We start from the raw sequence: 24,380 nt of genomic DNA, 5'->3' as shown, positions 1-24,380 counted from the left end.
TCATGCAATTGAACGATCTACGTTCCGCGCCGGGTGCCCGTCGCGAGAAGCTGCGTCCGGGCCGTGGTATTGGTAGCGGTCTCGGCAAGACCGGTGGCCGTGGCCACAAGGGCCAGACTTCCCGCTCCGGCGGCAAGATCGCGCCCGGGTTCGAAGGCGGTCAGCAGCCGTTGCACCGTCGCCTGCCGAAGTTTGGCTTCGTCTCCCTGAAGGCCATGGATCGCGCAGAAGTGCGTACTTCCGAGCTGGCCAAGGTGGAAGGTGATGTAGTGACCGTGCAGAGCCTGAAAGACGCCAACGTCATCAACCAGAACGTGCAGCGTGTGAAAGTCATGCTGTCCGGCGAGGTTGGGCGTGCGGTTACTCTCAAGGGCATCGCAGCCACCAAGGGTGCGCGTGCGGCTATCGAAGCAGCTGGCGGCAAGTTCGAGGAATAAATGGCTAAGCAAGGTGCTCTCTCCGCGCTGAGTAATGGTGGGCTGTCCGAACTCTGGGCTCGTCTGCGCTTTCTGTTCATGGCGATCATCGTCTACCGGATTGGCGCACACATCCCGGTGCCCGGGATCAATCCCGACCGGCTGGCCGAGCTGTTCCGTCAGAACGAGGGGACCATCCTTAGCTTGTTCAACATGTTTTCCGGCGGTGCGCTGGAGCGCATGAGCATCTTTGCACTGGGGATCATGCCGTACATCTCGGCCTCGATCATCATGCAGCTCATGACCGCTGTCAGCCCACAGCTGGAGCAGTTGAAGAAAGAGGGCGAGGCCGGCCGGCGGAAGATCAGTCAGTACACGCGTTACGGTACGTTGGTGCTGGCGATCGTCCAGGCTGTCGGGATGTCGGTCGGGCTGGCGGGGCAAGGTGTCGCGTTCAGCAACGATTTCGGCTTCTACTTCGTGGCCGTCACCACCTTCGTGGCGGGTGCGATGTTCATGATGTGGCTTGGCGAGCAGATCACCGAGCGTGGGGTCGGCAACGGTATTTCGATGCTGATCTTCGCCGGTATCGTCGCCGGCTTGCCGGGTGCCCTCGGCCAATCCTTCGAGTCGGCTCGCCAGGGTGATATCAACATCATCGCCTTGCTCGCGGTAGGCCTGCTGGCTGTTGCGATCATCGGTTTCGTGGTCTTCATCGAGCGTGGGCAGCGCCGCATCGCGGTGCACTACGCCAAGCGCCAGCAGGGCCGTAAGGTCTTCGCTGCGCAGACCAGTCATCTGCCGTTGAAAGTGAACATGGCGGGGGTCATTCCGGCCATCTTCGCCAGCAGCATCCTGCTGTTCCCGGCGTCCTTGGGGCAGTGGTTCGGCCAGTCCGAGAGCATGAGCTGGTTGGCCGATATTTCTCAGGCGATCGCTCCTGGTCAGCCTTTGAATATCCTGCTGTTCAGCGCTGGAATCATTTTCTTCTGCTTCTTCTACACGGCATTGATGTTCAATCCCAAGGATGTCGCGGAGAATCTGAAGAAGTCTGGTGCATTTATCCCGGGGATTCGTCCTGGTGAGCAGTCGGCGCGCTATATCGATGGCGTTCTGACCCGCTTGACCATGTTCGGTGCCCTGTACATGACGGCTGTCTGCCTGCTGCCCCAGTTCCTTGTGGTTGCAGCCAATGTGCCGTTCTACCTTGGTGGGACCTCGTTGCTGATCGTGGTGGTGGTTGTGATGGACTTCATGTCGCAAGTGCAATCACACCTCATGTCGCACCAGTACGATTCCCTGATGAAGAAAGCCAACCTGAAGAGCTATGGCAGCGGCATGCTCCGCTGAGATGGTTCGTAAGGTTCTAGGAGTTGGTGATGAAAGTTCGTGCATCGGTGAAAAAGCTGTGCCGTAACTGCAAGATCATCCGTCGCGACGGTGTCGTGCGCGTGATCTGCAGCGCGGAACCGCGTCACAAGCAGCGCCAAGGCTGATTGTGTAAGGCGTCAGAACCCGGCAGCTAGTGCGCTGCCGGGTTGAATATTTGTTTTTACAGCGTTAATATCTCGCGCCCTTTTCTTGGCTTCCGGGGCGTAGGTAGCTGTCAATTGGAGTTTCACTGAATGGCCCGTATTGCAGGCGTCAACATTCCGGATAACAAGCACACTGTTATCTCGCTGACCTACATCTACGGTGTTGGTCGCACCCGTGCACAGGAAATCTGTGCCGCTACCGGCGTGAATCCGGCAGCAAAGATCAAGGATCTCTCCGACGAGCAGGTCGAACTGCTGCGCGGCGAAGTCGGCAAATTCATCGTTGAAGGCGACCTGCGTCGCGAAGTCAACATGAAAATCAAACGCTTGATGGACCTGGGTTGCTACCGCGGCCTGCGTCATCGTCGTGGTCTGCCGGTTCGCGGTCAGCGCACCAAGACCAACGCACGTACCCGTAAGGGCCCGCGCAAGCCGATCCGCAAGTAATCGCGTAGGAATTTAGTCATGGCAAAACCTGCTGCTCGTCCTCGTAAGAAAGTCAAAAAGACAGTGGTTGATGGCATCGCCCACATCCATGCGTCTTTCAACAACACCATCGTGACCATCACCGACCGCCAGGGCAACGCTTTGTCCTGGGCTACCTCGGGTGGTTCCGGTTTCCGTGGCTCGCGCAAGAGCACTCCGTTCGCTGCCCAGATCGCCGCAGAGCGCGCCGGCCAGGCTGCTCTGGAGTACGGCCTGAAGAACCTCGACGTCAACGTCAAGGGCCCGGGCCCGGGTCGTGAGTCCGCTGTGCGTGCATTGAACGCATGTGGCTATAAAATCGCCAGCATCACCGACGTGACGCCGATCCCGCACAACGGGTGCCGTCCGCCGAAGAAGCGCCGCGTGTAATCAGGAGACAGTGAAGAATGGCTCGTTATATTGGTCCCAAGTGCAAACTGTCTCGTCGTGAAGGCACCGATCTCTTCCTGAAGAGTGGTGCGCGCGCGCTCGAATCCAAGTGCAACATCGAAACCCCGCCGGGTGTTCACGGCCAGCGTCGCGGTCGTCTGTCCGACTACGGCACCCAGCTGCGTGAAAAGCAGAAGGTGCGCCGTATCTACGGTGTGCTCGAGCGCCAGTTCAGCGGTTACTACAAGGAAGCGGCCAGCCGCAAGGGCGCTACCGGCGAGAACCTGCTGCAACTGCTCGAATGCCGTCTGGACAACGTCGTGTATCGCATGGGCTTCGGCTCCACTCGTGCCGAATCGCGCCAACTGGTCTCGCACAAGTCGATCACCGTCAACGGTCAGACCGTGAATATCCCGTCCTACCAGGTCAAGGCCGGTGACGTGGTTGCCGTTCGCGAGAAGTGCCGTAACCAGCTGCGTATCGCCCAGGCCCTCGAACTGTGCGCTCAACGCGGTCGCGTTGAATGGGTCGAAGTAGACGCCGACAAGAAATCCGGTGTTTTCAAGAATGTTCCGGCTCGCAGCGATCTGTCCGCCGACATCAACGAAAACCTGATTGTCGAGCTCTACTCCAAGTAAGGGCTAGAAAATAGGTGTATCCATGCAGAGTTCGGTAAATGAGTTCCTGACCCCCCGCCATATCGATGTGCAGGTGGTCAGTCCGACCCGTGCCAAGATCACTCTCGAGCCCCTCGAGCGTGGTTTTGGCCACACCCTGGGCAACGCGCTGCGTCGTATCCTGTTGTCCTCCATGCCCGGCTGCGCTGTGGTCGAGGCCGAGATCGACGGTGTGCTCCACGAGTACAGCGCCATCGAGGGTGTGCAGGAAGATGTGATCGAAATCCTGCTCAACCTCAAAGGTATCGCCATCAAGCTGCACGGCCGTGATGAAGTGACCTTGAGCCTGGTGAAGAAGGGCGCGGGCGCTGTGACCGCTGCCGATATCCAGCTGGATCACGATGTCGAAATCGTCAATGGCGATCACCTGATCGCCAACCTGGCGGCTAACGGCTCGCTCAACATGAAGCTCAAGGTCGCTCGCGGCCGCGGTTACGAGCCTGCTGATGCGCGTCAGAGCGATGAAGACGAAAGCCGCAGCATCGGCCGTCTGCAGCTCGACGCCACCTTCAGCCCGGTTCGCCGTGTGGCTTATGTGGTCGAGAATGCCCGTGTCGAGCAGCGTACCAACCTGGACAAGCTGGTCATCGACCTGGAAACCAACGGCACCCTGGATCCTGAAGAAGCGATCCGTCGTGCAGCGACCATCCTGCAGCAGCAGCTGGCTGCGTTCGTCGACCTCAAGGGCGACAGCGAGCCGGTGGTTGTCGAGCAGGAAGACGAGATCGATCCGATCCTGTTGCGTCCGGTTGATGACCTGGAGCTGACCGTACGTTCGGCCAACTGCCTGAAGGCGGAAAACATCTACTACATCGGTGATCTGATCCAGCGCACCGAAGTGGAGCTGTTGAAAACGCCGAACCTGGGCAAGAAGTCCCTGACCGAGATCAAGGACGTTCTGGCTTCGCGTGGTTTGTCCCTCGGTATGCGCCTGGACAACTGGCCGCCGGCAAGTCTCAAGAAGGACGATAAGGCCACGGCCTGATCGTCCCCAGTAACCGAACTGAACGTTTGGTAAGGAATTTCAATCATGCGTCATCGTAAAAGTGGCCGTCACCTGAGCCGCACCAGCGCCCACCGCAAGGCCATGTTCCAGAACATGGCGGTGTCGCTGTTCGAGCACGAACTGATCAAGACCACCCTGCCCAAGGCCAAGGAACTGCGTCGCGTTGCCGAGCCGCTGATCACCCTGGCCAAGGAAGACAGCGTCGCCAACCGCCGCCTGGCTTTCGACCGTACCCGTTCGAAAGCAGCCGTGGGTAAGCTGTTCAACGACCTGGGCAAGCGCTACGCCACCCGTCAGGGCGGCTACCTGCGTATCCTCAAGTGCGGTTTCCGCGCTGGCGACAACGCCCCGATGGCTTACGTCGAACTGGTTGACCGTCCGGTCACCGGTGAGGTGGAAGCTGCCGAGTAAGTTCGGCGCTGTCGAAGAAAACCGAGCCTCTGGGCTCGGTTTTTTTATGTCTGAAAGATTTGCTCTATCGGACGCGTTGGCCTTCCTCATTAGCCGGCGTTGCGCTTGGTTCCTATGATGGCTTTCAACCAGCCGGTGCCTATACCCCCGAATGTTGAATGCCAAGGAGATCCAGCCATGACTGACAAGCCTAAGCTCACTACCGTTGCCGGTGCGCCGGTAGCCGAAAACCAGAATTCGATGACTGCGGGGCGGCGCGGCCCTATGCTGCTGCAGGACGTGTGGTTCCTGGAGAAGCTGGCGCACTTCGACCGCGAGGTCATCCCGGAGCGGCGCATGCACGCCAAGGGTTCCGGTGCCTTCGGCGAGTTCGTCGTGACCCACGACATCACCCGCTACACCAAGGCGCAACTGTTCTCCGAAATCGGCAAGCGCACTCCGTTGTTCGCCCGTTTCTCCACCGTGGCCGGCGAGCGCGGCGCCGCCGACGCCGAGCGCGACATCCGCGGCTATGCCCTGAAGTTCTACACCGAGCAAGGCAACTGGGACATGGTCGGCAACAACACGCCGGTGTTCTTCTTCCGCGACCCGCTGAAGTTCCCCGACCTCAATCACGCGGTCAAGCGCGACCCGCGCACCAACATGCGCAGCGCCAACAACAACTGGGACTTCTGGACCGGCCTGCCCGAGGCGCTGCACCAGATCACCTATGTCATGGGCGACCGCGGTATCCCGGCTTCCTACCGTCATATGCACGGTTTCGGCTCGCACACCTACAGCTTCATCAGCCCGGCGAACGAGCGCTACTGGGTCAAGTTCCACTTCCGCACCCAGCAGGGCATCAAGAACCTGACCGATGCCGAAGCCGCGGCGATCGTCGCCAATGACCGCGAAAGCTCGCAGCGCGACCTGTTCGAGGCGATCGAACGGGGCGAGTATCCGCGCTGGACGATGTACGTGCAGCTCATGCCGGAAGCCGACGCGGCCAAGGTGCCGTACCATCCGTTCGACCTGACCAAAGTCTGGCCGCATGCCGACTATCCACTGATCGAGGTCGGCTACTACGAGCTGAACCGTAATCCGGACAACTACTTCCAGGATGTCGAGCAGGCCGCGTTCACCCCCGCCAACGTGGTGCCCGGCATCAGCTTCTCGCCGGACCGCATGTTGCAGGGTCGGCTGTTCTCCTACGGCGATGCGCAGCGCTATCGCCTCGGCGTGAACCACCACCAGATTCCGGTGAATGCGCCGCGTTGCCCGGTACACAGCTATCACCGCGATGGCGCCATGCGCGTGGACGGCAACCAGGGCGGCCGTCTGCACTACGAGCCGAACACCTATGGCGAGTGGCGCGAGCAGCCGGACTTCAGCGAGCCGCCGCTGGCGCTGGAGGGCGCGGCGGATCGCTACGATTACCGTGCCGACGATGCCGACTACTTCACCCAGCCGGGCAACCTGTTCCGCTTGATGCAGGCCGACGAGCAGCAGCGTCTGTTCGAGAACACTGCCCGTTCGATGCGGGGTGTCGATCGTCACATCAAGTTGCGCCATATCAAGCACTGCTATCTTGCCGACCCAGCCTACGGCAGCGGTATCGCCAAGGCCCTGGACGTTCCGCTGGAAGACGCTCTGGCCTGATCCAGGCCCGCAAAAAAGGCCCGCAGCATGCTGCGGGCCTTTTCGTTTTCGCCGGCTGTCAGCCCTTGGGCTGGGCGTCGCGCTCCAGCAGCGGCTTGAGGAAATGCCCGGTATGCGACTGGGGCATCGCCGCGACTTCTTCCGGGGTGCCGCTGGCGATGATCTGTCCGCCCTTTGAGCCGCCCTCCGGGCCGAGATCGACCAGCCAGTCGGCGGTCTTGATCACGTCCAGGTTGTGCTCGATGACCACCACGGTGTTGCCGTGGTCGCGCAGGCGATGGAGCACGTCGAGCAACTGCTGGATATCGGCGAAGTGCAGGCCGGTGGTCGGTTCGTCGAGGATGTAGAGGGTCTTGCCGGTGTCGCGCTTGGACAGCTCGCGCGACAGCTTGACCCGTTGCGCCTCGCCGCCGGACAGGGTGGTCGCGCTCTGCCCCAGCTTGATGTACGACAGGCCGACGTCCATCAGTGTCTGCAGCTTGCGCGCGACCGCCGGCACCGGGTCGAAGAACTCCCGGGCTTCCTCGATGGTCATGTCGAGCACTTCGGTGATGCTCTTGCCCTTGTACTTCACTTCCAGGGTTTCGCGGTTGTAGCGCTTGCCCTTGCACACGTCGCAGGGCACGTAGATGTCCGGCAGGAAGTGCATCTCCACCTTGATCACGCCGTCGCCCTGGCAGGCCTCGCAGCGCCCGCCCTTGACGTTGAAGGAGAAGCGCCCCGGGCCATAGCCGCGCGAACGGGCTTCCGGCACGCCGGCGAAGAGTTCGCGGATCGGCGTGAACAGCCCGGTGTAGGTCGCCGGGTTGGAGCGCGGCGTGCGGCCGATCGGGCTCTGGTCGATATCGACCACCTTGTCCAGGTGCTGCAGCCCGTCGAACGAATCGTGGGGCGCCACTTCCAGCGTGGTGGCGCCGTTCAGCGCAGTGGCGGTAATCGGGAACAGGGTGTTGTTGATCAGCGTCGACTTGCCCGAACCGGATACGCCGGTGATGCAGGTGAGCAGGCCCACCGGGATTTCCAGATCGACGTTGCGCAGGTTGTTGCCGCGCGCGCCCTTGAGCTTGAGCAGCTTCTTCGAATCGCGGCGGGTGCGCTGTGGCGGGTAGTTGATCTTTACGCGGCCGGACAGGTACTTGCCGGTCAGCGAGTCGGGATGTGCCATCACCTCGTCCGGAGTGCCTTCGGCGACGATGCGCCCACCGTGCACGCCGGCGCCGGGGCCGATGTCCACCACGTAGTCGGCGAGGCGGATGGCATCCTCGTCGTGCTCCACCACGATCACCGTATTGCCGATATCGCGCAGGTGGCGCAGGGTGCCGAGCAGGCGCTCGTTATCGCGCTGGTGCAGGCCGATCGAGGGCTCGTCGAGGATGTACATCACCCCGACCAGGCCGGCGCCGATCTGGCTGGCCAGGCGGATGCGTTGCGCCTCGCCGCCGGAGAGGGTGTCGGCGCTGCGGTCCAGGGTCAGGTAGTCGAGGCCGACGTTGACCAGGAACTGCAGGCGCTCGCGGATTTCCTTGAGGATCTTGTCGGCGATCTCGCCGCGGCGGCCGCTCAGCGACAGGCCGCCGAAGTACTCGGTGGCATCGCCGATCGGCAGCCCGGTGACCGCCGGCAGGGTCTTGTCGCCGACCCAGACATGGCGCGCCTCGCGGCGTAGGCGGGTGCCGCGGCACTCCGGGCAGGGCTGGGTGCTGAGGTACTTGGCGAGTTCTTCGCGTACCGAATTGGATTCGGTTTCGCGATAGCGGCGTTCGAGGTTGGGAATGATGCCCTCGAAGGGGTGCGAGCGCTTGACGATGTCGCCGCGGTCGTTGAGGTAGCGGAACTCGACGTTTTCCCGGCCGCTGCCGCGCAGGATGAATTTCTGGTGCTCGGCCGACAGCGCGTCGAACGGCTCGTCGAGGCTGAAGCCGTAGTGCGAGGCCAGCGAGCCGAGCATCTGGAAGTAGTAGGCGTTGCGCCGGTCCCAGCCGCGGATGGCGCCTTCGGCCAGGGTCAGTTCGCCGTTGACCAGGCGCTTGGCGTCGAAGAACTGCTTCACGCCCAGGCCATCGCAGGTCGGGCAGGCGCCGGCGGGGTTGTTGAACGAGAACAGCTTGGGTTCCAGTTCGCTGATCGAGTGGCCGCAGATCGGGCAGGCGAAGCGCGCGGAGAAGATCAGATCCTCACTGTCGTCGTCCTCTTCCATGGAGGCGACCAGGGCGATGCCGTCGGCCAGCTTGAGCGCGGTCTCGAAGGACTCGGCCAGGCGCTGCTGCAGGTCGCCGCGGACCTTGAAGCGGTCCACCACCACGTCGATGGAGTGCTTTTTCTGCTTGTCCAGCTTGGGCAATTCGTCCAGCTCGTACAGCTTGCCGTTGACCCGTGCGCGGACGAAGCCCTGGGCGCGCAGTTCGTCGAACACCGCCAGATGCTCGCCCTTGCGCTCGCGGATGACCGGTGCCAGCAGCATCAGCTTGCGCCCTTCAGGCAGGGCCAGCACCTGATCGACCATCTGGCTGACGGTCTGCGCCTCCAGCGGCGCGTCATGGTCCGGGCAGCGCGGCGTGCCGACCCGCGCGTAGAGCAGGCGCAGGTAGTCGTAGATCTCGGTGATGGTGCCGACGGTGGAGCGCGGGTTGTGCGACGTGGATTTCTGCTCGATGGAGATCGCTGGGGAGAGCCCCTCGATGGTGTCGACGTCGGGCTTTTCCATCATCGACAGAAATTGCCGGGCGTAGGCCGAGAGGGACTCGACGTAGCGCCGCTGGCCCTCGGCGTAGAGCGTGTCGAACGCCAGCGAGGACTTGCCGGAGCCGGACAGGCCGGTGATGACGATCAGCTTGTCGCGTGGCAGGGTGAGGTCGATGTTCTTCAGGTTGTGGGTGCGGGCACCACGAATCAGAATCTTGTCCAAAACAGCCTCGCGTGGCGGGCGGAAACCCGAAAGTATACGGCCGGGGTGATAGTCGCGGCAAAACCGCGCGCCTGTGCCTGCTAGGGTCTGTTGCCGTTTCAGCGCGTCCGCGCCGGAGCCTGTTCTTGCGCGAGGCAAGGCACGAGGAGCGAAGTTTGGCATTCCAAATAAGCGACGAGTAACGCCGCATCGCGCAAAAACAGGCCCGGCCCTTCGGGTTGCGCGGCAAATGACGCCATGCGGCGTTGCGGGACTTGGCAAGGGAATGACCATTACCTGCGTCCCGCGCCTGCGGAACGCCGCCCGGCCATGGCGCCATTTGACGCAGCAACGCGGATTGCGCTGAAACGGCAACAGACCCTATAGGATGGCTGCTAGAATCGCCGCCGGTTCATACAAGCGAGACCCTCCATGCAGGACCCCTACAGCGAGCGCATGAGCGCCAGCGAAACACGCGCAGCGGCCGGGCTGGCCCTGGTTTTCGCGTTCCGCATGCTCGGCATGTTCATGGTTTTGCCGGTGCTGGCGACCTACGGCATGGATCTCGACGGCGCCACACCCACGCTGATCGGTCTGGCCATCGGCGCCTATGGTTTGACCCAGGCGCTGCTGCAAATTCCCTTCGGCATCCTTTCTGACCGCATCGGTCGCTTGCCGATCATTTATTTCGGCTTGCTGATCTTCGCTGCTGGCGCCGTATTGGCGGCGATGTCCGACAGTATCTGGGGCGTGATCGCCGGGCGCATCCTGCAGGGCGCCGGAGCGATTTCCGCGGCGGTGATGGCGCTGCTCTCGGATCTCACGCGCGAGCAGCATCGGACCAAGGCGATGGCCCTGATCGGCGTGAGCATCGGTTTCTCCTTCGCTGTGGCGATGATCGTCGGGCCGCTGCTGACCCGGGCGTTCGGCCTTTCCGGCTTGTTCTGGGTGACGGCGGCGATGGCGCTGGTCGGCGGCGTCATCGTCGCGCTGCTGCCGCGTGCCGAGGCGCACGTGCGCCACCGTGAGTCCGGCGTCGCCAGGCAGGCGCTCGGCCTGACGCTGCGTCATCCCGACCTGTTGCGGCTGGACTTCAGCATCCTGGCGTTGCACGCGATCCTCATGGCCAGCTTCGTCGCCCTGCCGCTGGCGCTGGTGGAGCAGGGCGCGCTGCCCAAGGACGAGCACTGGTGGGTCTACCTCACGGCGCTGATGATCGGCTTCTTCGGCATGATCCCGTTCATCATCTATGGCGAGAGGAAGCGGCAGATGCGCCGGGTGGTGCTCGGCGCAGTCGCTGCGCTGCTGCTGTGCGAGCTGTTCTTCTGGCTGCTGGGCAACGGCCTGTGGATGCTGGTGATCGGCATGGTCGGCTTCTTCATCGCCTTCAACCTGCTGGAAGCCTCGCTGCCCTCGCTGATCAGCAAGGTGGCGCCGGCTGGCGGCAAGGGCACCGCGATGGGGGTCTATTCCACCAGCCAGTTCCTCGGTGCCGGCCTGGGCGGCGTGCTCGGCGGGCTGCTCTACCAGCAGGGTGGGCTGGCGCTGGTGTTCAGCGGCTGCGCCGTGCTCTGTGCGCTATGGTTCGGCGTGGCCTACAGCATGCGTGAACCGCCCTACGTCACCAGCCTGCGCCTGCCGCTCTCCGCCAGCGCCCTGGCGAATGCCGGGCTCGGTGCCGATCTGCGCGGCGTGCAGGGTGTCAGCGATGTGCTGATCGTCGTCGAAGAGGCGGCCGCCTACATCAAGGTGGATACCCTGCAACTCGACCGCGAGGCGCTGGATCGCCTGGTGGGCTGAAGGCGGCCTCAGTTGCCAGCTCGGGCACAACTTGGCGGTGCGGCGGTTGGCCGCCCGGGGTGGGCTGAGGTAAGATGCTCGGTCTTCGGGTGTTCCTGCAAGCAGGATCTGCGCATCGCGAGCCCACTCAAAATCACTGTTCCAGAAAGGAGTTACCCATGGCCAGAGGGGTGAATAAAGTCATCTTGATCGGCAATGTCGGCGGCGACCCGGAAACCCGCTACATGCCCAATGGCAATGCGGTGACCAACATCACCCTGGCCACCACCGACAGCTGGAAGGACAAGCAGACCGGCCAGTTGCAGGAGCGTACCGAATGGCACCGCGTGGTGCTGTTCGGCAAGGTCGCCGAGATCGCTGGCGAGTACCTGCGCAAGGGCTCGCAGTGCTACATCGAAGGCCGCCTGCAGACCCGCGAGTGGGAGAAGGACGGCGTCAAGCGTTACACCACCGAGATCGTGGTCGACATGAACGGCAGCATGCAGCTGCTGGGCAGCCGTGGCGGCAACGCCGACGATGCCCCGCGCCAGGCGCGCCCGCAGCGCGAGCCGCAGCAGGCACCGCGCCCGCAGGCCCAGCCGCAGCAGCCCGCAGCACGGCAGCAACCGGCGCCGGATTACGACAGCTTCGACGACGACATCCCCTTCTAGAGTCTTCTGAATGCGAATGCGCCTGATGCTGTTGGGCGGCGGTAATGCCCTGGGGCAGGCGCTTATCCGCCTCGGTGCCGAGGAAGACATCGGCTTTCTCGCACCGCGCCCGCCCGCGCAAGGCTGGGACGCGCCCAGCCTGACCCAGCTACTCGACGACAACCGCCCGGATGTCGTGATCAATCTCGCGTATTACTACGACTGGTTCCAGAGTGGGCAGACCAGCGAGCCGGCGCTCGCGGCCCAGGAACGGGCTGTCGAGCGTCTGGCCGAACTTTGCCAGCACCACGATTTCGTGCTGCTGCAGCCCTCCAGCTATCGCGTCTTCGATGGCGCGCGAACCACCGCCTACAGTGAGAAGGACGAAGTGGCGCCGCTGGACGTCCGGGGCCGGGCGCTGTGGCGCATCGAGCAGAGCGTGCGCTCGTTCTGCCCGCGGCATGTGCTGTTGCGCTTCGGCTGGTTGCTCGACGACAGCCGTGACGGCGTGTTGGGGCGCGTGCTGCAGCGGCTCGAGCAGAGCGAGCCGATCCTTCTCGCCGACGACCGCCGCGGCAACCCGACGCCGGTGGACGATGCGGCGCGGGTGATTCTCGCCGTGCTCAAGCAACTGGACTGCCAGGCGCCGCTGTGGGGCACCTATCACTACGGCGGGCACGAAGCCTCCACGCCCCTGCTGGTCGGCCAGGCATTGCTCGCCGAGGCGGGCAGGTATCGCGACGTGGCGGGCGCCACCCTGACGCCGGTCGCCCATGCCGATTGCCAGGATGCGACGGACGAACCGCAGCACGGCGTACTCGCCTGCAAGAAAATCTTCACCACCTTCGGCATCAAGCCGCGCGCATGGCGCACCGGCCTGCCGAGCCTGCTGGAACGCTATTACCGTCATGAGTGATTCCCCGATCCTGGTGACCGGCGGTGCCGGCTTCATCGGCTCCAACCTGGTCGACGCATTGCTCGCACGGGGCTATTCGGTGCGAGTGCTGGACAACCTTTCCACGGGCAAGCGCGAAAACCTGCCGGCAGATGGGCGGGTCGAGCTGATCGTCGGCGATGTCGCCGACGCGGAATGCGTGCGGCAGGCCGTGAGCGGCTGCCGGGCGGTCGTACACCTGGCGGCGGTGGCTTCGGTGCAGGCGTCGGTGGACGATCCGTTCGGTACCCACCAGAGCAACCTGATCGGCACGCTCAACCTGTGCGAGGCGATGCGCGAGGCTGGCGTGAGGCGGGTGCTGTTCGCCTCCAGCGCCGCGGTCTATGGCAACAACGGCGAAGGCCGGGCCATCGACGAGGACACACCGAAGGCGCCATTGACGCCTTATGCGGCGGACAAGCTGGCCAGCGAGCATTACCTGGATTTCTATCGCCGCCAGCACGGGCTGGAACCGGCGATTTTCCGCTTCTTCAATATCTTCGGGCCGCGCCAGGATCCTTCATCGCCATATTCCGGGGTGATCAGCATCTTCACCGAGCGGGCGCAGAAGGGGCTGCCGATCACGGTGTTCGGCGATGGAGAGCAGACCCGTGACTTCGTCTACGTCGGTGATCTCGTCGAGGTGCTGGTGCAGGCGCTGGAATCGCCTGAAGTGGCAGAGGGCGCGGTGAATGTCGGGCTGGGTCGAGCAACCTCGCTGAATCAATTGCTCGAAGCGATCGGCGATGTGCTGGGCGGGCTGCCTGTGGTGAGCTACCAGGCTTCGCGGCCCGGAGATATCCGCCATTCGCGGGCGAACAATGCGCGGCTGTTGCAGCGCTATCGCCTGCCGGCGCCGCCGACCGACATGCGCGATGGGTTGGCCCGGTTGCTGGGCCTGTAAGCGTAATTCGAAAAACACAAAAGGCGCCGAAGGGCGCCTTTTGTTCGTCTGCGATTCGGCGGGTGCCGCTTTCGTCAGAACTTGTAGCCGAGACCGACCATGTAGACGAAGGGGTCTACGTCCACGTCGACTTTGACCTTGGTGGCGCCGGCGTAAGTGGTGCCGGTGGTGTCGATGTCGATATAACGAACCTGGGCGTTCAGCATGATGTTGTCGGTCAGCATGTAATCCATGCCCACTTGGGCTGCCAGGCCCCAGGAGTCCTTCATGTCCAGGCCGCGGAAGCCGGCTGCTTCGGCTTCGCTGGTCAGCTTGTCATCGAAGAACCAGGTGTAGTTGATGCCGGCGCCAACATAGGGCTGGAATGCGGAGGTTTTCTCGAGCGGGTAGTAAACGACGCTCAGGGTCGGGGGCAGGTGCTTGAGTTCGCCGAGCTTGAGACCGCCCAGGCCCTTGGTGCCTACATCGTGGCTGAACGGGGTGGCTGCCAGCAGTTCGATACCGACCTTGTCGGTCAGCATGTAAGCGAAGTTCAGTCCCAGCTGGGTATCGCTATCCAGGGTTGCGCCAGTGCCAGGCACTGCTGCGCCGCCAATTTTTACGTTACCGCTATCTTCGTGCGGATCGACGGTAACCGCACCAGCGCGGACGATGATGTCCCCGGCTTCGAAAGCCTGGGCGAAGGGTGCGGCCAGCGCCAGGGCCAGCGCGGAAGCGGTGAACAGGGTCTTGCGCATGATGATGCTCCGTTGGTTGGGATGCGACTGGGGGCAATGGTAGGGGGTGGGGGTAGGGGCTTTTTGATCCAGCTCAATGAAAGCCACTCGCTATGCTGCGACGTATTGCCCGGGTTGCTTTGCATCAATCCACAGATGATAATGTTTCTCTTTTGAGTTAACGCCCGTCTGCAAGGATTCCCTCAATGCCTTCCTCCATCCCCCGCCTGCTGGCGGCTGCCGTGCTGCCGTGCTGTCTGCAGCTCTATGCTGCATCGCTGTCGGCCGCCCCGCTGGATGCCGCGCTGGACGAGAGCGAGCGTCTGTCCGCGGAAGCGAAAGCTTCGCAAGTGCGGATCGACCAGCTCGATGACGCCACACGACAGATGCTCAACGAATACCGCAGTGCGCTGCAGCAGACCGAGGCGCTGAAGACCTACAACAAGCAACTGCAGGCGCTCACTGCGGCGCAGCGCAAGGAGCTGGAAGGCTTCCAGCGGCAGCTGGACAGCATCGAGCGCACCCAGGAGGCGGTAACGCCGCAGATGGGGCAGATGGTCGAGGTGCTGGGCGAGTTCATCGCTGCCGACTTGCCGTTCCTTCCGGATGAGCGTGCCGATCGCCTGGCCAGCCTGCAGGATCTGCTGCCCCGCGCGGACGTCAGCCTGGCCGAGAAATATCGGCGCATTCTCGAGGCCTACCAGATCGAGAGCGACTACGGCCGGACGCTGGAAGCCTGGCGCGGCGAGCTGCCGATCGAGGGCGGTTCGCGTAGCGTCGAGTTCCTGCGCCTGGGCCGGGTGATGCTCTATTACCAGACGCTCGATGCCCATGAGAGTGGCTGGTGGAATCCGCAGACCCGCAGTTGGCAAGTCCTCGATGGCGGTGCCCGCCGGCCGCTGACCCAGGCCATCGCCATCGCCCGTCAGCAGCAGGCGCCCGCCTACCTGCAACTGCCCGTCAAGACACTGGCCGAGGAGGCCGCGCAATGAGCCGTCTGCTTTCCTGGATTTTCCTCGGCCTGCTGCCGGTCGTGGCGCATGCCGCCGAACCGCTGAACCCCGACCAGTTGCTCGAGCGTATCCGCAGCGAACGGGCCGCCGAGGTCAGTGCCATGCAGACGCGTGAGCAGGCCTTCGTCCGTGACCGTGGCGAGCAGGCGCAATTGCTGGCCCGCGCACGCGCGGCGCTGGACGAGCAGAAAGCCGAGGCCGAACGGCTGAAGGCCCAGTTCGATCGCCAGGAGGCCGAGCTGGCCGAGCAGGAGAAACTGCTGGCCCAGCGGGTCGGTCATCTCGGTGAACTGTTCGGCGTGGTGCGCCAGAGTGCCGGCGATATCGCCGGCCAGTGGCAGGACAGTCTGCTCAATGCACAGTATCCCGAGCGCCTGCAGCAATTGCGCAGCCTGGCGGAAAGCCGCGCGCTGCCGTCCGCCGATGACCTCGACCGCTTCTGGATGACCTTGCTCGAGGATCTGGCGGCCAGTGGCCGGGTGGAACGGCTCGAGCTGCCGGTGGTGGCGGCCGATGGGTATCGCAGCGAGCAGCCGGTATTGCGGGTAGGCAGTTTCTCGGCCTTCACCGATGCGGCCTTCCTGCGTTATGACGCCGACGCCGGCGAGTTGCTGGTGCCGGCGCGCCAGCCTTCCGGCCAGGGGCTGGTCGGGGACTATCTGGAAAGCCGCGATGGGCTGGCGACACTGCCGGTCGACCCCAGCCGGGGCACCCTGCTGGCCCAGCTGCAGCGCCAGCCGGACCTGTGGGACCGCGTCCAGCAGGGCGGTCTGGTGGGCTGGGTGATCCTGGCGCTCGGTGCGGTCGGCCTGCTGCTGGCGATCTGGCGCATGGTCTGCCTGAGTGGCGTCGGGCGCAAGGTCGGCAGCCAGATGCGCGAACTCAATCATCCGCGTGACGACAACCCGCTGGGCCGCATCATCGGCGTGCTGGGACCCAAGCCGCAGCTGTCGGATCTGGAAACCCTGGAGCTCAAGCTCGACGAGGCGATCCTCCAGGAAACCCCGCCGCTCGAACGTGGCCAGCCGCTGCTCAAGCTGCTCGCCGCGGTGGCGCCGCTGCTCGGCCTGCTGGGGACCGTCACCGGCATGATCATCACCTTCCAGGCGATCACCCAGAGCGGTGGCGGCGACTCCCGGCTGATGGCCGATGGTATTTCCCAGGCCCTGGTGACCACGGTGCTGGGGCTGGTGGTGGCGATCCCGCTGCTGTTCCTGCATAGCCTGCTGGCCAGCCGCAGCAAGGCGCTGATCCAGCTGCTGGAGCAGCAGAGCGCGGGGCTGATCGCGCTGCATCTCTCGGGGGCGCCACGCCGTGACTGACCTGCGCACCCAGTGGCTGAGCCTGGTCGACAGCGGTCATGCGCTGCTCGATTTCATGGCGGCTGGCGGGGTGGTGATGTGGGCGCTGGCCGGGCTCTGCGTGCTGTATTGGACGCTGGTCTTCGAGCGCCTGTGGTTCATGCGCCGGGTCTTCCCGCATTGGGTCGAGGCGCGTCGGCAGGCCTGGACGCAGCTGAGCGACGAGCCGGGCAGCTGGCAACGGGCGGTGCGCGCGGCCTGGCTGGCGCAGGCGCAGCAACAGCTGTCCGGCCCGCTGCGGCTGAGCAAGACACTGGTGGCGATGTATCCGCTGCTCGGCCTGCTCGGCACGGTCAGCGGCATGATCGCGGTATTCGACGTGCTGGCGCTCAGCGGCACCGGCAACCCGCGCGGCATGGCCGCGGGGGTCTGGCAGGCGACCCTGCCGACCATGGCTGGCATGGTGCTGGCCATTACAGGACTGTTCAGCCTGGCGCGCCTCGAGCGGATCGCGCGCCAGTCTCTCGACCGGCTGGCCGACCAGCTGCGTCACGACTGAGGATTTGCGGATGCGTATGCGTCGTCACCATTACCAGCAGGAAGAAGACACCGGTATCGACCTCACGCCGATGCTCGATGTGGTCTTCATCATGCTGATCTTCTTCATCGTCACCAGCTCCTTCATCAAGGAGTCCGGTGTCGAGGTCCAGCGCCCGCAGGCGGACACCGCCAGCGCCCAGGACAAGGGCAACATCCTCATCGCCGTCACGGCCGACGGCCAGGTCTGGATCGACAAGCAGGCGGTGGACGTGCGCAGCGTGCGCGCCCACGTCGAACGCCTGCGCGTGGATCAGCCGGAAGGCGCCGTAGTCGTGCAGGCCGACCAGGATGCCCGCACCGGCCTGGTCGTTCAGGTGATGGATCAGGCGCGTCAGGCCGGCGTGCGGGATGTCGCCCTGGCTGCCAGCACGGGGACGCGCTGATGCGCCCGCGGCTGGCCCGTTTCAGCTTGTCGTTCATCGCCGCGTGCGTGATGGCGCTGTTGCTGTTCGCCCTGATGCTGAGCATGGTCAACCCACCGCAGGATGCGCTCCAGGACGATCCAGTAGCGATCGCCAACTTCATCCGCATGGACGGGCGTAACGAGGACAGTGCCACGCGTTCGCGCCAGCAAGCCCCGCAGCCGCCGCAGCCGAAGACGCCGCAGCCACCGACGCCGCCGACGCCGAACATGGCCACCCCGGATGCCAGCCTGCCGAAACTGGACCTGGACTTGCCGGCCATCGACAGCGGTATTTCCGTTGCGACCGCGCCGGCCCCCAGCCTGTCCGGCCTGACCGCCGCGCAGAGCGCGCCGGCGGCCCCGGCACCGGCCAGCGCCGCCGTCGAGGCCGCCGGCCAGCCAGGCGGTCCGGAACAGGAAGTGATGCCGCTCAATGACGTACGCCCGGAGTACCCCTATCGTGCCCGCCAGCAGGGCATCGAAGGGCATATCAAGCTCGCTTTCACCATCAACCCGCAGGGCCGGGTGGAGAACATCCGCGTGCTGGAGGCCTCGCCGCGCAACGTGTTCGACCGCGAGGCTCGCCGCGCCGCCGCCCGCTGGCGTTTCGCCCCGCGCACCGAGAATGGTGTGGCGGTATCCCGCGAAGCGGTGAAAACCCTGCACTTCCGCCTGCAAGGAGAACGCTGAGATGCCTCGCCTGCTACTCGTGCTGACCCTTTTCCTCGCCGCTTCGGTACAGGCTGCCCAGGCGATCGATCCCGCTGTCTTCATGGCGCTCGAGCGAGCGAAGAGCGCCCAGGCGAAGAAGGACTACGCCGGGGCACGCAAGGCGCTGGAGAGCGTCAAGGCCAAGGCGGGCAGCAGCGAGGAGGCATTGCTCTGGCGTAGTCGCGGCTATCTGGCCTGGGCCGAAGGCAACAACCGCCAGGCCCTGGAGTGGTTGGACAAGGCCGTCGCCAGCGGCAAGCTGGACGAGGCGTTGCTGGACGGCGAACGGCTCAACCTGGCACGGCTGAATCTCGTCGAAGGACGTTACGCCAAGGTCGTCAGCCTGCTGGGTACGGCCAACCAGGCCGATGAAGACGTGCTGCAGATGCTGGTGCAGGCCTACCAGGGGCTCGGCCAGCATGCCAAGGCACTGCCACTGGCCGAGCGCTACGTGCAGACCAACCCCCAGGCCGCCGATGCCTGGCTGCAGCTGCTGGTCGGCGGCAACGCCGAACTCAAGCGCTATCAGGCGGCCGAGCGCTGGCAACGCAAGTTGCTGGCCCGCCATCCCGAGCAGGTGAAGGCCTGGCGCCAACTGGCCGGGCTGCAGCAACTGGCCGGCGCGGAAGACAAGGCGCTGGCCACCCTGCGCGCGGCGCATGCCAAGGGGCTGCGCTTCAGCGAGGCCGAACTGGACAACCTGGTCTTGCTGGCCAGCGCCGCCGGCCAGCCCTGGCAGGGCGCCAAGCTGCTCGAAGGCCTGCTCGAGTCGCGCCTGCTGGCGAGCACCGCCACGCGCCAGGAGCGCCTGGGCATGCTCTGGTGGCAAGCCCGTGAGCGTACGGCGGCGTCGAAAGTCTATCGTCAGCTGGCGACCCAGACCGGCAGCGCCAAGTTCTGGATGAACGTGGCCCAGCTGGAACTGGAGCAGGCCCGCTGGCAGGCCGGGCTCGAGGCGCTGAAGCAGGCCGAGCGGGCCGGGGCGGAGCGCCGCCGGGTGCGTGAATGGCGTGACTGGGCCGAAGGCGAGCTCAGCTTCGAACGCGAGCGGCAGATCGCCCGCGCGAACTGATCGTACTTCCGTGGCGGTGGATGCTCACCGCCAGGCCGCCGCCGGAAGGCGACCTCATGAGCAGCGCCTTTCTGCCTGCTGCCGCTGGCCGTTGCGCCGGGCCAGGACAGCCATTTCGGCAGCCGAACCCGCGGCGACACTGTCGCGTCGGCTGCCTGCTGAGCACGATCAACGTATTCGGCCTACAGCCTGTGCCCCGCCAGTGAGTGGGCATAACGGCTCGAGTCTCTTCAGCACGATTTCAAACCTGTATGACGCGGGGCGCCGGCGGCGCTTCCAACGTGCCTCAGGGCTGGGCGGCCGTTTGGCGACGATGTCCCAGCATGCCGGGGTCGATTTCAAGAATCGAAGCGTGTGCGATGATGGCGACCGGCTGCCTTGCGCAACCGGTCGCTGCTGGCGTTCTACCAGCGGTGGTCGTAGCGCATCGCTAGCACGGTGCCGGCGGCCGGCAGGTGGCTGGTGTTGTCACTGCTGCGCAAGAGTTGGCTGTAGGTGGGGTAGTAGTGGCGATTGAGCAGGTTCTGCACGCCCAGGGTGATGCTGTTGTGCTCGTCCAGGCGATAGCGGCTGAGCAGGTCGACCAGCACATAACTGTCCACTTCGCGACGACCGAAGCTTTCCACGCCATCCAGGCGGTAGTCGCGCCGACCGAAATAGGTCGCCTGCAGGCGGTTGTGCCAGTCATCCAGCGGCGCATATTCCAGGTAGGCCGTGAGCTTGAGCGGCGGAATGCGGTAGCCGGTCATGTCCCGATCGTCACCACCCTTCGGCCGTTCGCGGCCCTGCAACCAGGTCAGGCTGGCGCCGCTGCCCCAGCGCTCGTCCAGCGAGCTGAAGTCCAGTTGCGCTTCGATTCCTTCGATGCGCTCGCGGGTGCGGCTGAGGATCAGCCCGTTATTGAAACTTTGCACACCGCCCAGGCGTGAGCGCGACTGGAACAGCGCCAGCGACGCACGGGTCTGCTCGAACTGGCCGCGCCAACCGATTTCGTAGTTGTCCACCTCGACTGGTTCCAGGTCCGACGAGCCGATATCGAAGTTGGCGCGGGCGTTGCGCACCTGCAGGCCAATGTCCGGCAGCTCGAAGCCCTGGCTGAACGAGGCGTACAGTTCGTGCTGCAGGTTGGGCGCGTAGACCACGCCGATGTTGTAGAGGGTTGCCGAGTAATCCACTTCGCCGCCGCGCACCGTCGCCGGGTTGGCCAGGTTCAGCTGGGACAGTGGCTGGAAGTCGTCGAATTCGGCGCTGGCACGCTCGTAGCGGATGCCGCCCTCGGCCGACCAGTGCGCATTGAAGCGGTGCTGCAGCTGGGCGAAAGTGCCCGTGCTGCGGGTTGTCACCCAGGGCATGTAGGTCAGTTCGCCGATCTTCTCGAATACCAGTCCGCCGCTGGCGTCGTAGATGGCCGGGTCGAACACGTCCAGCGGCATCTTGCTGCGCTCCTGGTTGTAGTCCATGCCCCAGAGCAACTGGGTACGGTTTTCCCGCAACGGGGTGGTCAGGGTCAGGCGTGCACCCTTGACCTTGGACTCCTGGGATATCTGGTCGACCTGCCCACCGCGGGTGACGACGGCGCGTGCGTCGAAGGGGCTGAAGCGGGTGAAATAGTCGCGGTAGTAGAGCTGCGCCGCCAGTTCGCTGCCGAGCAGGTCGGCGTGGCGGTAATCCAGGGACAACAGGTCATTGGTCAAGCGGGTCTGCTCGTCGAGCTCAAGCCCGCTTTGCGCACGCGCCGCTACGCTGCGTAGCGGCTGGGCCTTTACGCTCGGGTCGGGCGCATGGTCGGTGTCCTGCTGCACGTCGTAGCGGCTGGCCGACAGTTGCAGGTATTGCAGATCGTCCAGGTGTACGCCGAGCTTGCCGCCCAGGCTGTAGGCGGCCGAGTCGAACAGGTCGCCCTGGCTGGGTTCCGGCGCGATGCGTCGGCCGTCGGCGTCATAGGACGCGCCTTTGTATTGCGTGGCCAGGGCGAGGCCGTAGTCGACCGTGCCCTGGCTGCCGCTGAAGCTGTGGCGCAGGGTGCCGCCCAGCCCGTCGCTGTCCAGCTGCGACAGCGATGTTTCGGCGCTGATGCTGGTCCGCGCACGGTTCTCGCCTCCTGCCGCTACGGTGCTGACCGAGACGATGCCGCCGCTGGCGCCACCGCCATAGATGGCGCTGCTGCCGCGCTCCACGGCGATTTGCTCGATATCCAGCAGCTCCAGGTTGGCCAGGTCGCGCGACGAGCTGCGATTGGTGTTGAGTGGGATGCCATCCACCAGTACCAGCATGTTCCGTCCGCGCAGGGTCTGGCCGTAATCGGTGATGGTGCGGCTCGAGTCGGCCATGCCGGGCACCGCCTTGCTCAGCGCGGCGGCCAGGTTGGTCGAGCCCTGGCGCAGCTGTTCGAGCTCGCCGCGTTCGATCACCGTGGTCTGCCGCGCCGGGCTGACCAGATCGCTGCTGCGGCGGTCGGCGACCACTATCGCGTTGCCCAGATCCAATGGCGCAGCCTGGCCGGCCTGCTCGTCGCCGCTGCGCCGCGGTACCACGATCAGGTTGCCGTCGCGCACCTGCACCTGCAGGTCGCTGCCCTGCAGCAGCAGGCGTAGCGCTTCGCTGGCGCTGAAGGTGCCGTTGACGGCTGGAGCGTGGTGGCCGGCGGCCTGTTCGCTGCTGTAGAGAATTTCGACGCCGGCTTGGTGTGCCAGATTATCCAGCGATCGTTCGAGCGGACCGGCCGGCAGGTCCAGGTGCAAATCCTGCGCCGAGACCTCGGCCGAGAGGATCGCGCTGGCGATCAGAACAGGCAGCGCCAGGCGCCGGCGGAAAGGAGGGCGGTGTTTCATGTAGCGGATCTCTCTGGTCGTTGTTTGCCAGGTCTACCGCCGCGCGATGCCGCAAACCCTACCTCCAGATGAAAATAATTATCGTTGGTTGATCAGGAAGCCGCCGTCATCCGCTTCTGTCACGACCACGGGCAGCAGTGCCGGCAGTGCCTTGAGAAACGCGGCGACTCGCGTGGTGGACAGCGCGCCGGAAACCGGCAGCTCGGCCAGCGTCGGCTCGTTCAGCCGGATCGGTGCCGGGTGGTAGCGCTGCATCTGCACCAGCGCATCGGCGAGCGGTGTACGCCGGAAGATCAACCGGCCGCGGGTCCAGGCCATGGCCGTCTCGAGGTCCACCCGCTGCGCTTGTTCCAGGCCTCCGGCGTGCGCCGTGACCCGGTCGCCGGCGCGCAGTTCGGTGCGCCCGGCGCCCCGGGCGTCGGTTGCCGCCACCCGGCCCTCGATTACCGTGACCTGGGCCCGTTCATGCTCGCGCAGTACGCCGAACGTGGTGCCCAGCACTTCGACCTGCAGCGCGCCGGCATCGACCCGCAGCGGGCGCCAGGGCTGGCGCCGCACCGCCAGTTGCGCTTGTCCCTGCTCCAGGGTCAGCTGCCGCGAACGAAGATGCCAAGCGACGTGTAGCCGGGTACGGCTGTCGAGCAAGGCCTGACTGCCGTCGGCCAGCGTCACCGCCAGGCGCTGCTCGCCGCTGGCATGGGACTCATGGCGATAGGCCGGGTCCAGCCAGAGCAGGGCCGCGCTCGCCAACAGAAGCACCAGAGGTCCCAGCAGCGCCTTGCGCGAACGTCGCGCCGCGCGCGCAGGGGGCAATGCAAAGCGCTGCTGCAGTTCCTGGCGGTGCTGCTGTAACAGCTGCTCGGGGGAGGACCGTGGGGCTTGCCGGCCTCGTGACTGCTGCTTATCGCTCATGATGCTTTTCCAGCTCGGCGCGACACCTGGCCATGCCCAAGCGCAGATGCTTTTCCACGGTCTTGATGGAAATTCCCAGATGCGTCGCGACCTGCGCCTGCGGGACGAGGTGGATCTTGTGCATGACGAACACCTCGCGGCAGCGCTCGGGCAGCGCCTCGATCGCCTGCGTCAGTCTGTCCAGTGCCTGTCTGGCCTGTGCCAGGCGCTCCTGCTCGGACAGCGGGCAAGCCACCTCCGGCAGTTCGGGCAGCGACAGCACGCGCGATTGGCGGCGTCGCTCGTGGCGCCAGCAACTGATCGCATGCTCGTGGGCGATACGGCGCAGCAGGGCGAGCGGCGACTGGATACCGTCGCGTTCGGGCCGCTTCACCAGTTGCAGGCCGACATCCTGCACCACGTCCTGGGCGAAGTGGCGATCGCCGAAGCGCCGCACGATCTGTGCGAGCAGCGCATCGTAGTGGTGCAGGAAGCTGTCCAGTAACTGGCGCGGCGGCGAGTTCTCGGTCACGGCAGGCCCATTCGGCACGAACGCAGGGGGCGCCAATATAAATGAGATTAACTATCAATAACAATTGTGATGCATGACGGCCTCCGCTGGACCGGCGCCTCATCAATTATCGGATAGCTCGTAGACGTAGATATTCTGCGCTTCCATGCGATAGCCGGCCTCGGCCAGTTCGCTGCTGGCGTGCTCGACCTTCAGCGGCCCTTCGACCCAGAACGGCTGGTAGAGCGCATCGACCCTGACCCCCAGCTCGCTGGTGGCATGCACGATCTGGTTCGACGGTGGCGGTGGCACGTGGATGCAGGCGCCGAAGTAGGGCACCAGCAGGAACTCGGTGACGCGCCCGTCCTCGCTCAGGTCCAGCGGCACGATATACCCCGGCAGCTTCACCCGGGCGCCGTCCAGGGCCTCGACCACCGGCGCGGCGGGGGATTGCTGCGCGGCGGCGGGGCCGCTTTCGGCGGCCAGCACGTCCGCCAGCTGCGACAGGTCGTGGATCGCCACTGGCGGTGGTGGCGGCGGAGCATCCGCGGGGATCAGGTCCGCCCACTGCAGCTCACGGACCTCGGCGATCGCGAAAGGCGCCGCAAGGGCGAACAGCGTGGCGAGCAGCAGGCGCGACAT

General features: G+C 64.8%; 25 protein-coding genes. 19 read left to right on the top strand and 6 right to left on the bottom strand.

The window, feature by feature from the left end; genetic code table 11:
* Window positions 1–2 precede the first annotated feature (2 nt).
* The 9 genes from rplO (at window position 3) to CXK94_RS19410 (ending at window position 6,538) form a co-directional block, all read left to right on the top strand.
* Complete coding sequence (gene rplO / locus CXK94_RS19450) at window positions 3–437, top strand: 50S ribosomal protein L15 (protein WP_003281817.1); 435 nt, start codon at window positions 3–5, stop codon at window positions 435–437.
* Window positions 438–1,766: a preprotein translocase subunit SecY gene (secY, locus tag CXK94_RS19445; RefSeq protein WP_037043293.1), complete on the top strand. Its 1,329-nt coding sequence runs from the start codon at window positions 438–440 to the stop codon at window positions 1,764–1,766.
* Window positions 1,767–1,795: 29 nt separating this feature from the next.
* A complete protein-coding gene (gene rpmJ / locus CXK94_RS19440) occupies window positions 1,796–1,912 on the top strand; it encodes a 50S ribosomal protein L36 (RefSeq protein WP_003281814.1) in 117 nt (38 codons plus the stop codon).
* Window positions 1,913–2,041: 129 nt separating this feature from the next.
* Window positions 2,042–2,398, top strand: coding sequence for a 30S ribosomal protein S13 (gene rpsM / locus CXK94_RS19435; protein ID WP_003289190.1), 357 nt, complete (start codon window positions 2,042–2,044; stop codon window positions 2,396–2,398).
* 18 nt (window positions 2,399–2,416) lie between these two features.
* Complete coding sequence (gene rpsK, locus CXK94_RS19430; RefSeq protein WP_003281811.1) at window positions 2,417–2,806, top strand: 30S ribosomal protein S11; 390 nt, start codon at window positions 2,417–2,419, stop codon at window positions 2,804–2,806.
* 17 nt (window positions 2,807–2,823) lie between these two features.
* Window positions 2,824–3,444, top strand: coding sequence for a 30S ribosomal protein S4 (gene rpsD, locus CXK94_RS19425; RefSeq protein ID WP_011911999.1), 621 nt, complete (start codon window positions 2,824–2,826; stop codon window positions 3,442–3,444).
* 22 nt (window positions 3,445–3,466) lie between these two features.
* Window positions 3,467–4,468: a DNA-directed RNA polymerase subunit alpha gene (locus tag CXK94_RS19420; protein WP_003293045.1), complete on the top strand. Its 1,002-nt coding sequence runs from the start codon at window positions 3,467–3,469 to the stop codon at window positions 4,466–4,468.
* A gap of 45 nt (window positions 4,469–4,513) precedes the next feature.
* Window positions 4,514–4,900, top strand: a complete 387-nt coding sequence (gene rplQ, locus CXK94_RS19415) for a 50S ribosomal protein L17 (RefSeq protein WP_003304056.1) — start codon at window positions 4,514–4,516, stop codon at window positions 4,898–4,900.
* A 177-nt stretch (window positions 4,901–5,077) separates the two neighbouring features.
* The gene (locus CXK94_RS19410; protein WP_102895541.1) at window positions 5,078–6,538 is read left to right on the top strand and encodes a catalase; all 1,461 of its coding nucleotides are present in this window, start codon (window positions 5,078–5,080) and stop codon (window positions 6,536–6,538) included.
* Between the two features lie 58 nt (window positions 6,539–6,596).
* On the opposite strand, the gene uvrA is transcribed toward CXK94_RS19410, so the two are convergent.
* Window positions 6,597–9,443, bottom strand: coding sequence for an excinuclease ABC subunit UvrA (uvrA, locus tag CXK94_RS19405; protein ID WP_102895540.1), 2,847 nt, complete (start codon window positions 9,441–9,443; stop codon window positions 6,597–6,599).
* A gap of 411 nt (window positions 9,444–9,854) precedes the next feature.
* On the opposite strand from uvrA, the gene CXK94_RS19400 reads away from it, so the two are divergent.
* The 4 genes from CXK94_RS19400 to CXK94_RS19385 all read left to right on the top strand — a co-directional run bounded on the left by CXK94_RS19400 (window position 9,855) and on the right by CXK94_RS19385 (window position 13,689).
* Window positions 9,855–11,222 carry an MFS transporter gene (locus tag CXK94_RS19400; protein WP_102895539.1) on the top strand — a complete coding sequence of 456 codons (1,368 nt, stop codon included), beginning with the start codon at window positions 9,855–9,857 and terminating at the stop codon, window positions 11,220–11,222.
* A 158-nt stretch (window positions 11,223–11,380) separates the two neighbouring features.
* The gene (locus tag CXK94_RS19395) at window positions 11,381–11,872 is read left to right on the top strand and encodes a single-stranded DNA-binding protein (RefSeq protein WP_102895538.1); all 492 of its coding nucleotides are present in this window, start codon (window positions 11,381–11,383) and stop codon (window positions 11,870–11,872) included.
* A gap of 10 nt (window positions 11,873–11,882) precedes the next feature.
* Complete coding sequence (locus tag CXK94_RS19390; protein WP_037045028.1) at window positions 11,883–12,767, top strand: sugar nucleotide-binding protein; 885 nt, start codon at window positions 11,883–11,885, stop codon at window positions 12,765–12,767.
* The gene (locus CXK94_RS19385; protein ID WP_102895537.1) at window positions 12,760–13,689 is read left to right on the top strand and encodes an NAD-dependent epimerase/dehydratase family protein; all 930 of its coding nucleotides are present in this window, start codon (window positions 12,760–12,762) and stop codon (window positions 13,687–13,689) included. Before CXK94_RS19390 ends, CXK94_RS19385 begins: the two co-directional genes overlap by 8 nt.
* A gap of 74 nt (window positions 13,690–13,763) precedes the next feature.
* Here CXK94_RS19385 and CXK94_RS19380 read toward each other — a convergent pair whose 3' ends face one another.
* Window positions 13,764–14,426 carry an OmpW/AlkL family protein gene (locus CXK94_RS19380; protein ID WP_102895536.1) on the bottom strand — a complete coding sequence of 221 codons (663 nt, stop codon included), beginning with the start codon at window positions 14,424–14,426 and terminating at the stop codon, window positions 13,764–13,766.
* A 185-nt stretch (window positions 14,427–14,611) separates the two neighbouring features.
* Here CXK94_RS19380 and CXK94_RS19375 point away from each other — a divergent pair, with 185 nt between their 5' ends.
* From CXK94_RS19375 to CXK94_RS19350, 6 genes are read left to right on the top strand one after another with little or no spacing between them, the layout of a single operon-like run.
* A complete protein-coding gene (locus CXK94_RS19375; protein WP_102895535.1) occupies window positions 14,612–15,397 on the top strand; it encodes a DUF3450 domain-containing protein in 786 nt (261 codons plus the stop codon).
* The gene (locus CXK94_RS19370; RefSeq protein ID WP_102895534.1) at window positions 15,394–16,740 is read left to right on the top strand and encodes a MotA/TolQ/ExbB proton channel family protein; all 1,347 of its coding nucleotides are present in this window, start codon (window positions 15,394–15,396) and stop codon (window positions 16,738–16,740) included. The genes CXK94_RS19375 and CXK94_RS19370 overlap by 4 nt, the downstream gene beginning before the upstream one ends.
* A complete protein-coding gene (locus CXK94_RS19365) occupies window positions 16,733–17,278 on the top strand; it encodes a MotA/TolQ/ExbB proton channel family protein (protein ID WP_037045021.1) in 546 nt (181 codons plus the stop codon). The genes CXK94_RS19370 and CXK94_RS19365 overlap by 8 nt, the downstream gene beginning before the upstream one ends.
* A gap of 10 nt (window positions 17,279–17,288) precedes the next feature.
* Entirely contained in the window at window positions 17,289–17,702 is a 414-nt protein-coding gene (locus CXK94_RS19360) for an ExbD/TolR family protein (RefSeq protein WP_037045018.1), read from the top strand.
* Complete coding sequence (locus CXK94_RS19355) at window positions 17,702–18,412, top strand: energy transducer TonB (RefSeq protein WP_102895533.1); 711 nt, start codon at window positions 17,702–17,704, stop codon at window positions 18,410–18,412. Before CXK94_RS19360 ends, CXK94_RS19355 begins: the two co-directional genes overlap by 1 nt.
* A 1-nt stretch (window position 18,413) precedes the next feature.
* Window positions 18,414–19,505: a tetratricopeptide repeat protein gene (locus CXK94_RS19350; RefSeq protein ID WP_102895532.1), complete on the top strand. Its 1,092-nt coding sequence runs from the start codon at window positions 18,414–18,416 to the stop codon at window positions 19,503–19,505.
* A gap of 404 nt (window positions 19,506–19,909) precedes the next feature.
* Here CXK94_RS19350 and CXK94_RS19345 read toward each other — a convergent pair whose 3' ends face one another.
* From CXK94_RS19345 to CXK94_RS19330, 4 genes are all read right to left on the bottom strand, one after another.
* Window positions 19,910–22,336: a TonB-dependent siderophore receptor gene (locus CXK94_RS19345; protein WP_102895531.1), complete on the bottom strand. Its 2,427-nt coding sequence runs from the start codon at window positions 22,334–22,336 to the stop codon at window positions 19,910–19,912.
* Between the two features lie 78 nt (window positions 22,337–22,414).
* On the bottom strand, window positions 22,415–23,248 hold the full coding sequence (locus tag CXK94_RS19340) for a FecR family protein (protein WP_102895530.1): 834 nt from the start codon (window positions 23,246–23,248) through the stop codon (window positions 22,415–22,417).
* Window positions 23,238–23,759, bottom strand: a complete 522-nt coding sequence (locus CXK94_RS19335) for an RNA polymerase sigma factor (protein WP_102895529.1) — start codon at window positions 23,757–23,759, stop codon at window positions 23,238–23,240. The genes CXK94_RS19340 and CXK94_RS19335 overlap by 11 nt, the downstream gene beginning before the upstream one ends.
* Before the next feature lie 102 nt (window positions 23,760–23,861).
* Entirely contained in the window at window positions 23,862–24,380 is a 519-nt protein-coding gene (locus CXK94_RS19330; protein WP_102895528.1) for a DUF3299 domain-containing protein, read from the bottom strand.

Origin of the sequence: Stutzerimonas stutzeri, assembly GCF_002890915.1 — a bacterium.
GTDB lineage: Bacteria > Pseudomonadota > Gammaproteobacteria > Pseudomonadales > Pseudomonadaceae > Stutzerimonas > Stutzerimonas stutzeri_AF.
The sequence above is the reverse complement of the archived record's forward strand: the minus strand, read 5'-3'. Positions and strand labels throughout refer to the sequence as shown.

Excerpts from the sequence above, each read along its gene's own strand:
- rplO (WP_003281817.1), top strand. The coding sequence starts at position 3 with ATGCAATTGAACGATCTACGTTCCGCGCCGGGTGCCCGTCGCGAGAAG.
- secY (WP_037043293.1), top strand. The coding sequence starts at position 438 with ATGGCTAAGCAAGGTGCTCTCTCCGCGCTGAGTAATGGTGGGCTGTCC.
- rpmJ (WP_003281814.1), top strand. The coding sequence starts at position 1,796 with ATGAAAGTTCGTGCATCGGTGAAAAAGCTGTGCCGTAACTGCAAGATC.
- rpsM (WP_003289190.1), top strand. The coding sequence starts at position 2,042 with ATGGCCCGTATTGCAGGCGTCAACATTCCGGATAACAAGCACACTGTT.
- rpsK (WP_003281811.1), top strand. The coding sequence starts at position 2,417 with ATGGCAAAACCTGCTGCTCGTCCTCGTAAGAAAGTCAAAAAGACAGTG.
- rpsD (WP_011911999.1), top strand. The coding sequence starts at position 2,824 with ATGGCTCGTTATATTGGTCCCAAGTGCAAACTGTCTCGTCGTGAAGGC.
- CXK94_RS19420 (WP_003293045.1), top strand. The coding sequence starts at position 3,467 with ATGCAGAGTTCGGTAAATGAGTTCCTGACCCCCCGCCATATCGATGTG.
- rplQ (WP_003304056.1), top strand. The coding sequence starts at position 4,514 with ATGCGTCATCGTAAAAGTGGCCGTCACCTGAGCCGCACCAGCGCCCAC.
- CXK94_RS19410 (WP_102895541.1), top strand. The coding sequence starts at position 5,078 with ATGACTGACAAGCCTAAGCTCACTACCGTTGCCGGTGCGCCGGTAGCC.
- CXK94_RS19400 (WP_102895539.1), top strand. The coding sequence starts at position 9,855 with ATGCAGGACCCCTACAGCGAGCGCATGAGCGCCAGCGAAACACGCGCA.
- CXK94_RS19395 (WP_102895538.1), top strand. The coding sequence starts at position 11,381 with ATGGCCAGAGGGGTGAATAAAGTCATCTTGATCGGCAATGTCGGCGGC.
- CXK94_RS19390 (WP_037045028.1), top strand. The coding sequence starts at position 11,883 with ATGCGAATGCGCCTGATGCTGTTGGGCGGCGGTAATGCCCTGGGGCAG.
- CXK94_RS19385 (WP_102895537.1), top strand. The coding sequence starts at position 12,760 with ATGAGTGATTCCCCGATCCTGGTGACCGGCGGTGCCGGCTTCATCGGC.
- CXK94_RS19380 (WP_102895536.1), bottom strand. The coding sequence starts at position 14,426 with ATGCGCAAGACCCTGTTCACCGCTTCCGCGCTGGCCCTGGCGCTGGCC.
- CXK94_RS19375 (WP_102895535.1), top strand. The coding sequence starts at position 14,612 with ATGCCTTCCTCCATCCCCCGCCTGCTGGCGGCTGCCGTGCTGCCGTGC.
- CXK94_RS19370 (WP_102895534.1), top strand. The coding sequence starts at position 15,394 with ATGAGCCGTCTGCTTTCCTGGATTTTCCTCGGCCTGCTGCCGGTCGTG.
- CXK94_RS19360 (WP_037045018.1), top strand. The coding sequence starts at position 17,289 with ATGCGTATGCGTCGTCACCATTACCAGCAGGAAGAAGACACCGGTATC.
- CXK94_RS19355 (WP_102895533.1), top strand. The coding sequence starts at position 17,702 with ATGCGCCCGCGGCTGGCCCGTTTCAGCTTGTCGTTCATCGCCGCGTGC.
- CXK94_RS19350 (WP_102895532.1), top strand. The coding sequence starts at position 18,414 with ATGCCTCGCCTGCTACTCGTGCTGACCCTTTTCCTCGCCGCTTCGGTA.
- CXK94_RS19345 (WP_102895531.1), bottom strand. The coding sequence starts at position 22,336 with ATGAAACACCGCCCTCCTTTCCGCCGGCGCCTGGCGCTGCCTGTTCTG.
- CXK94_RS19340 (WP_102895530.1), bottom strand. The coding sequence starts at position 23,248 with ATGAGCGATAAGCAGCAGTCACGAGGCCGGCAAGCCCCACGGTCCTCC.
- CXK94_RS19330 (WP_102895528.1), bottom strand. The coding sequence starts at position 24,380 with ATGTCGCGCCTGCTGCTCGCCACGCTGTTCGCCCTTGCGGCGCCTTTC.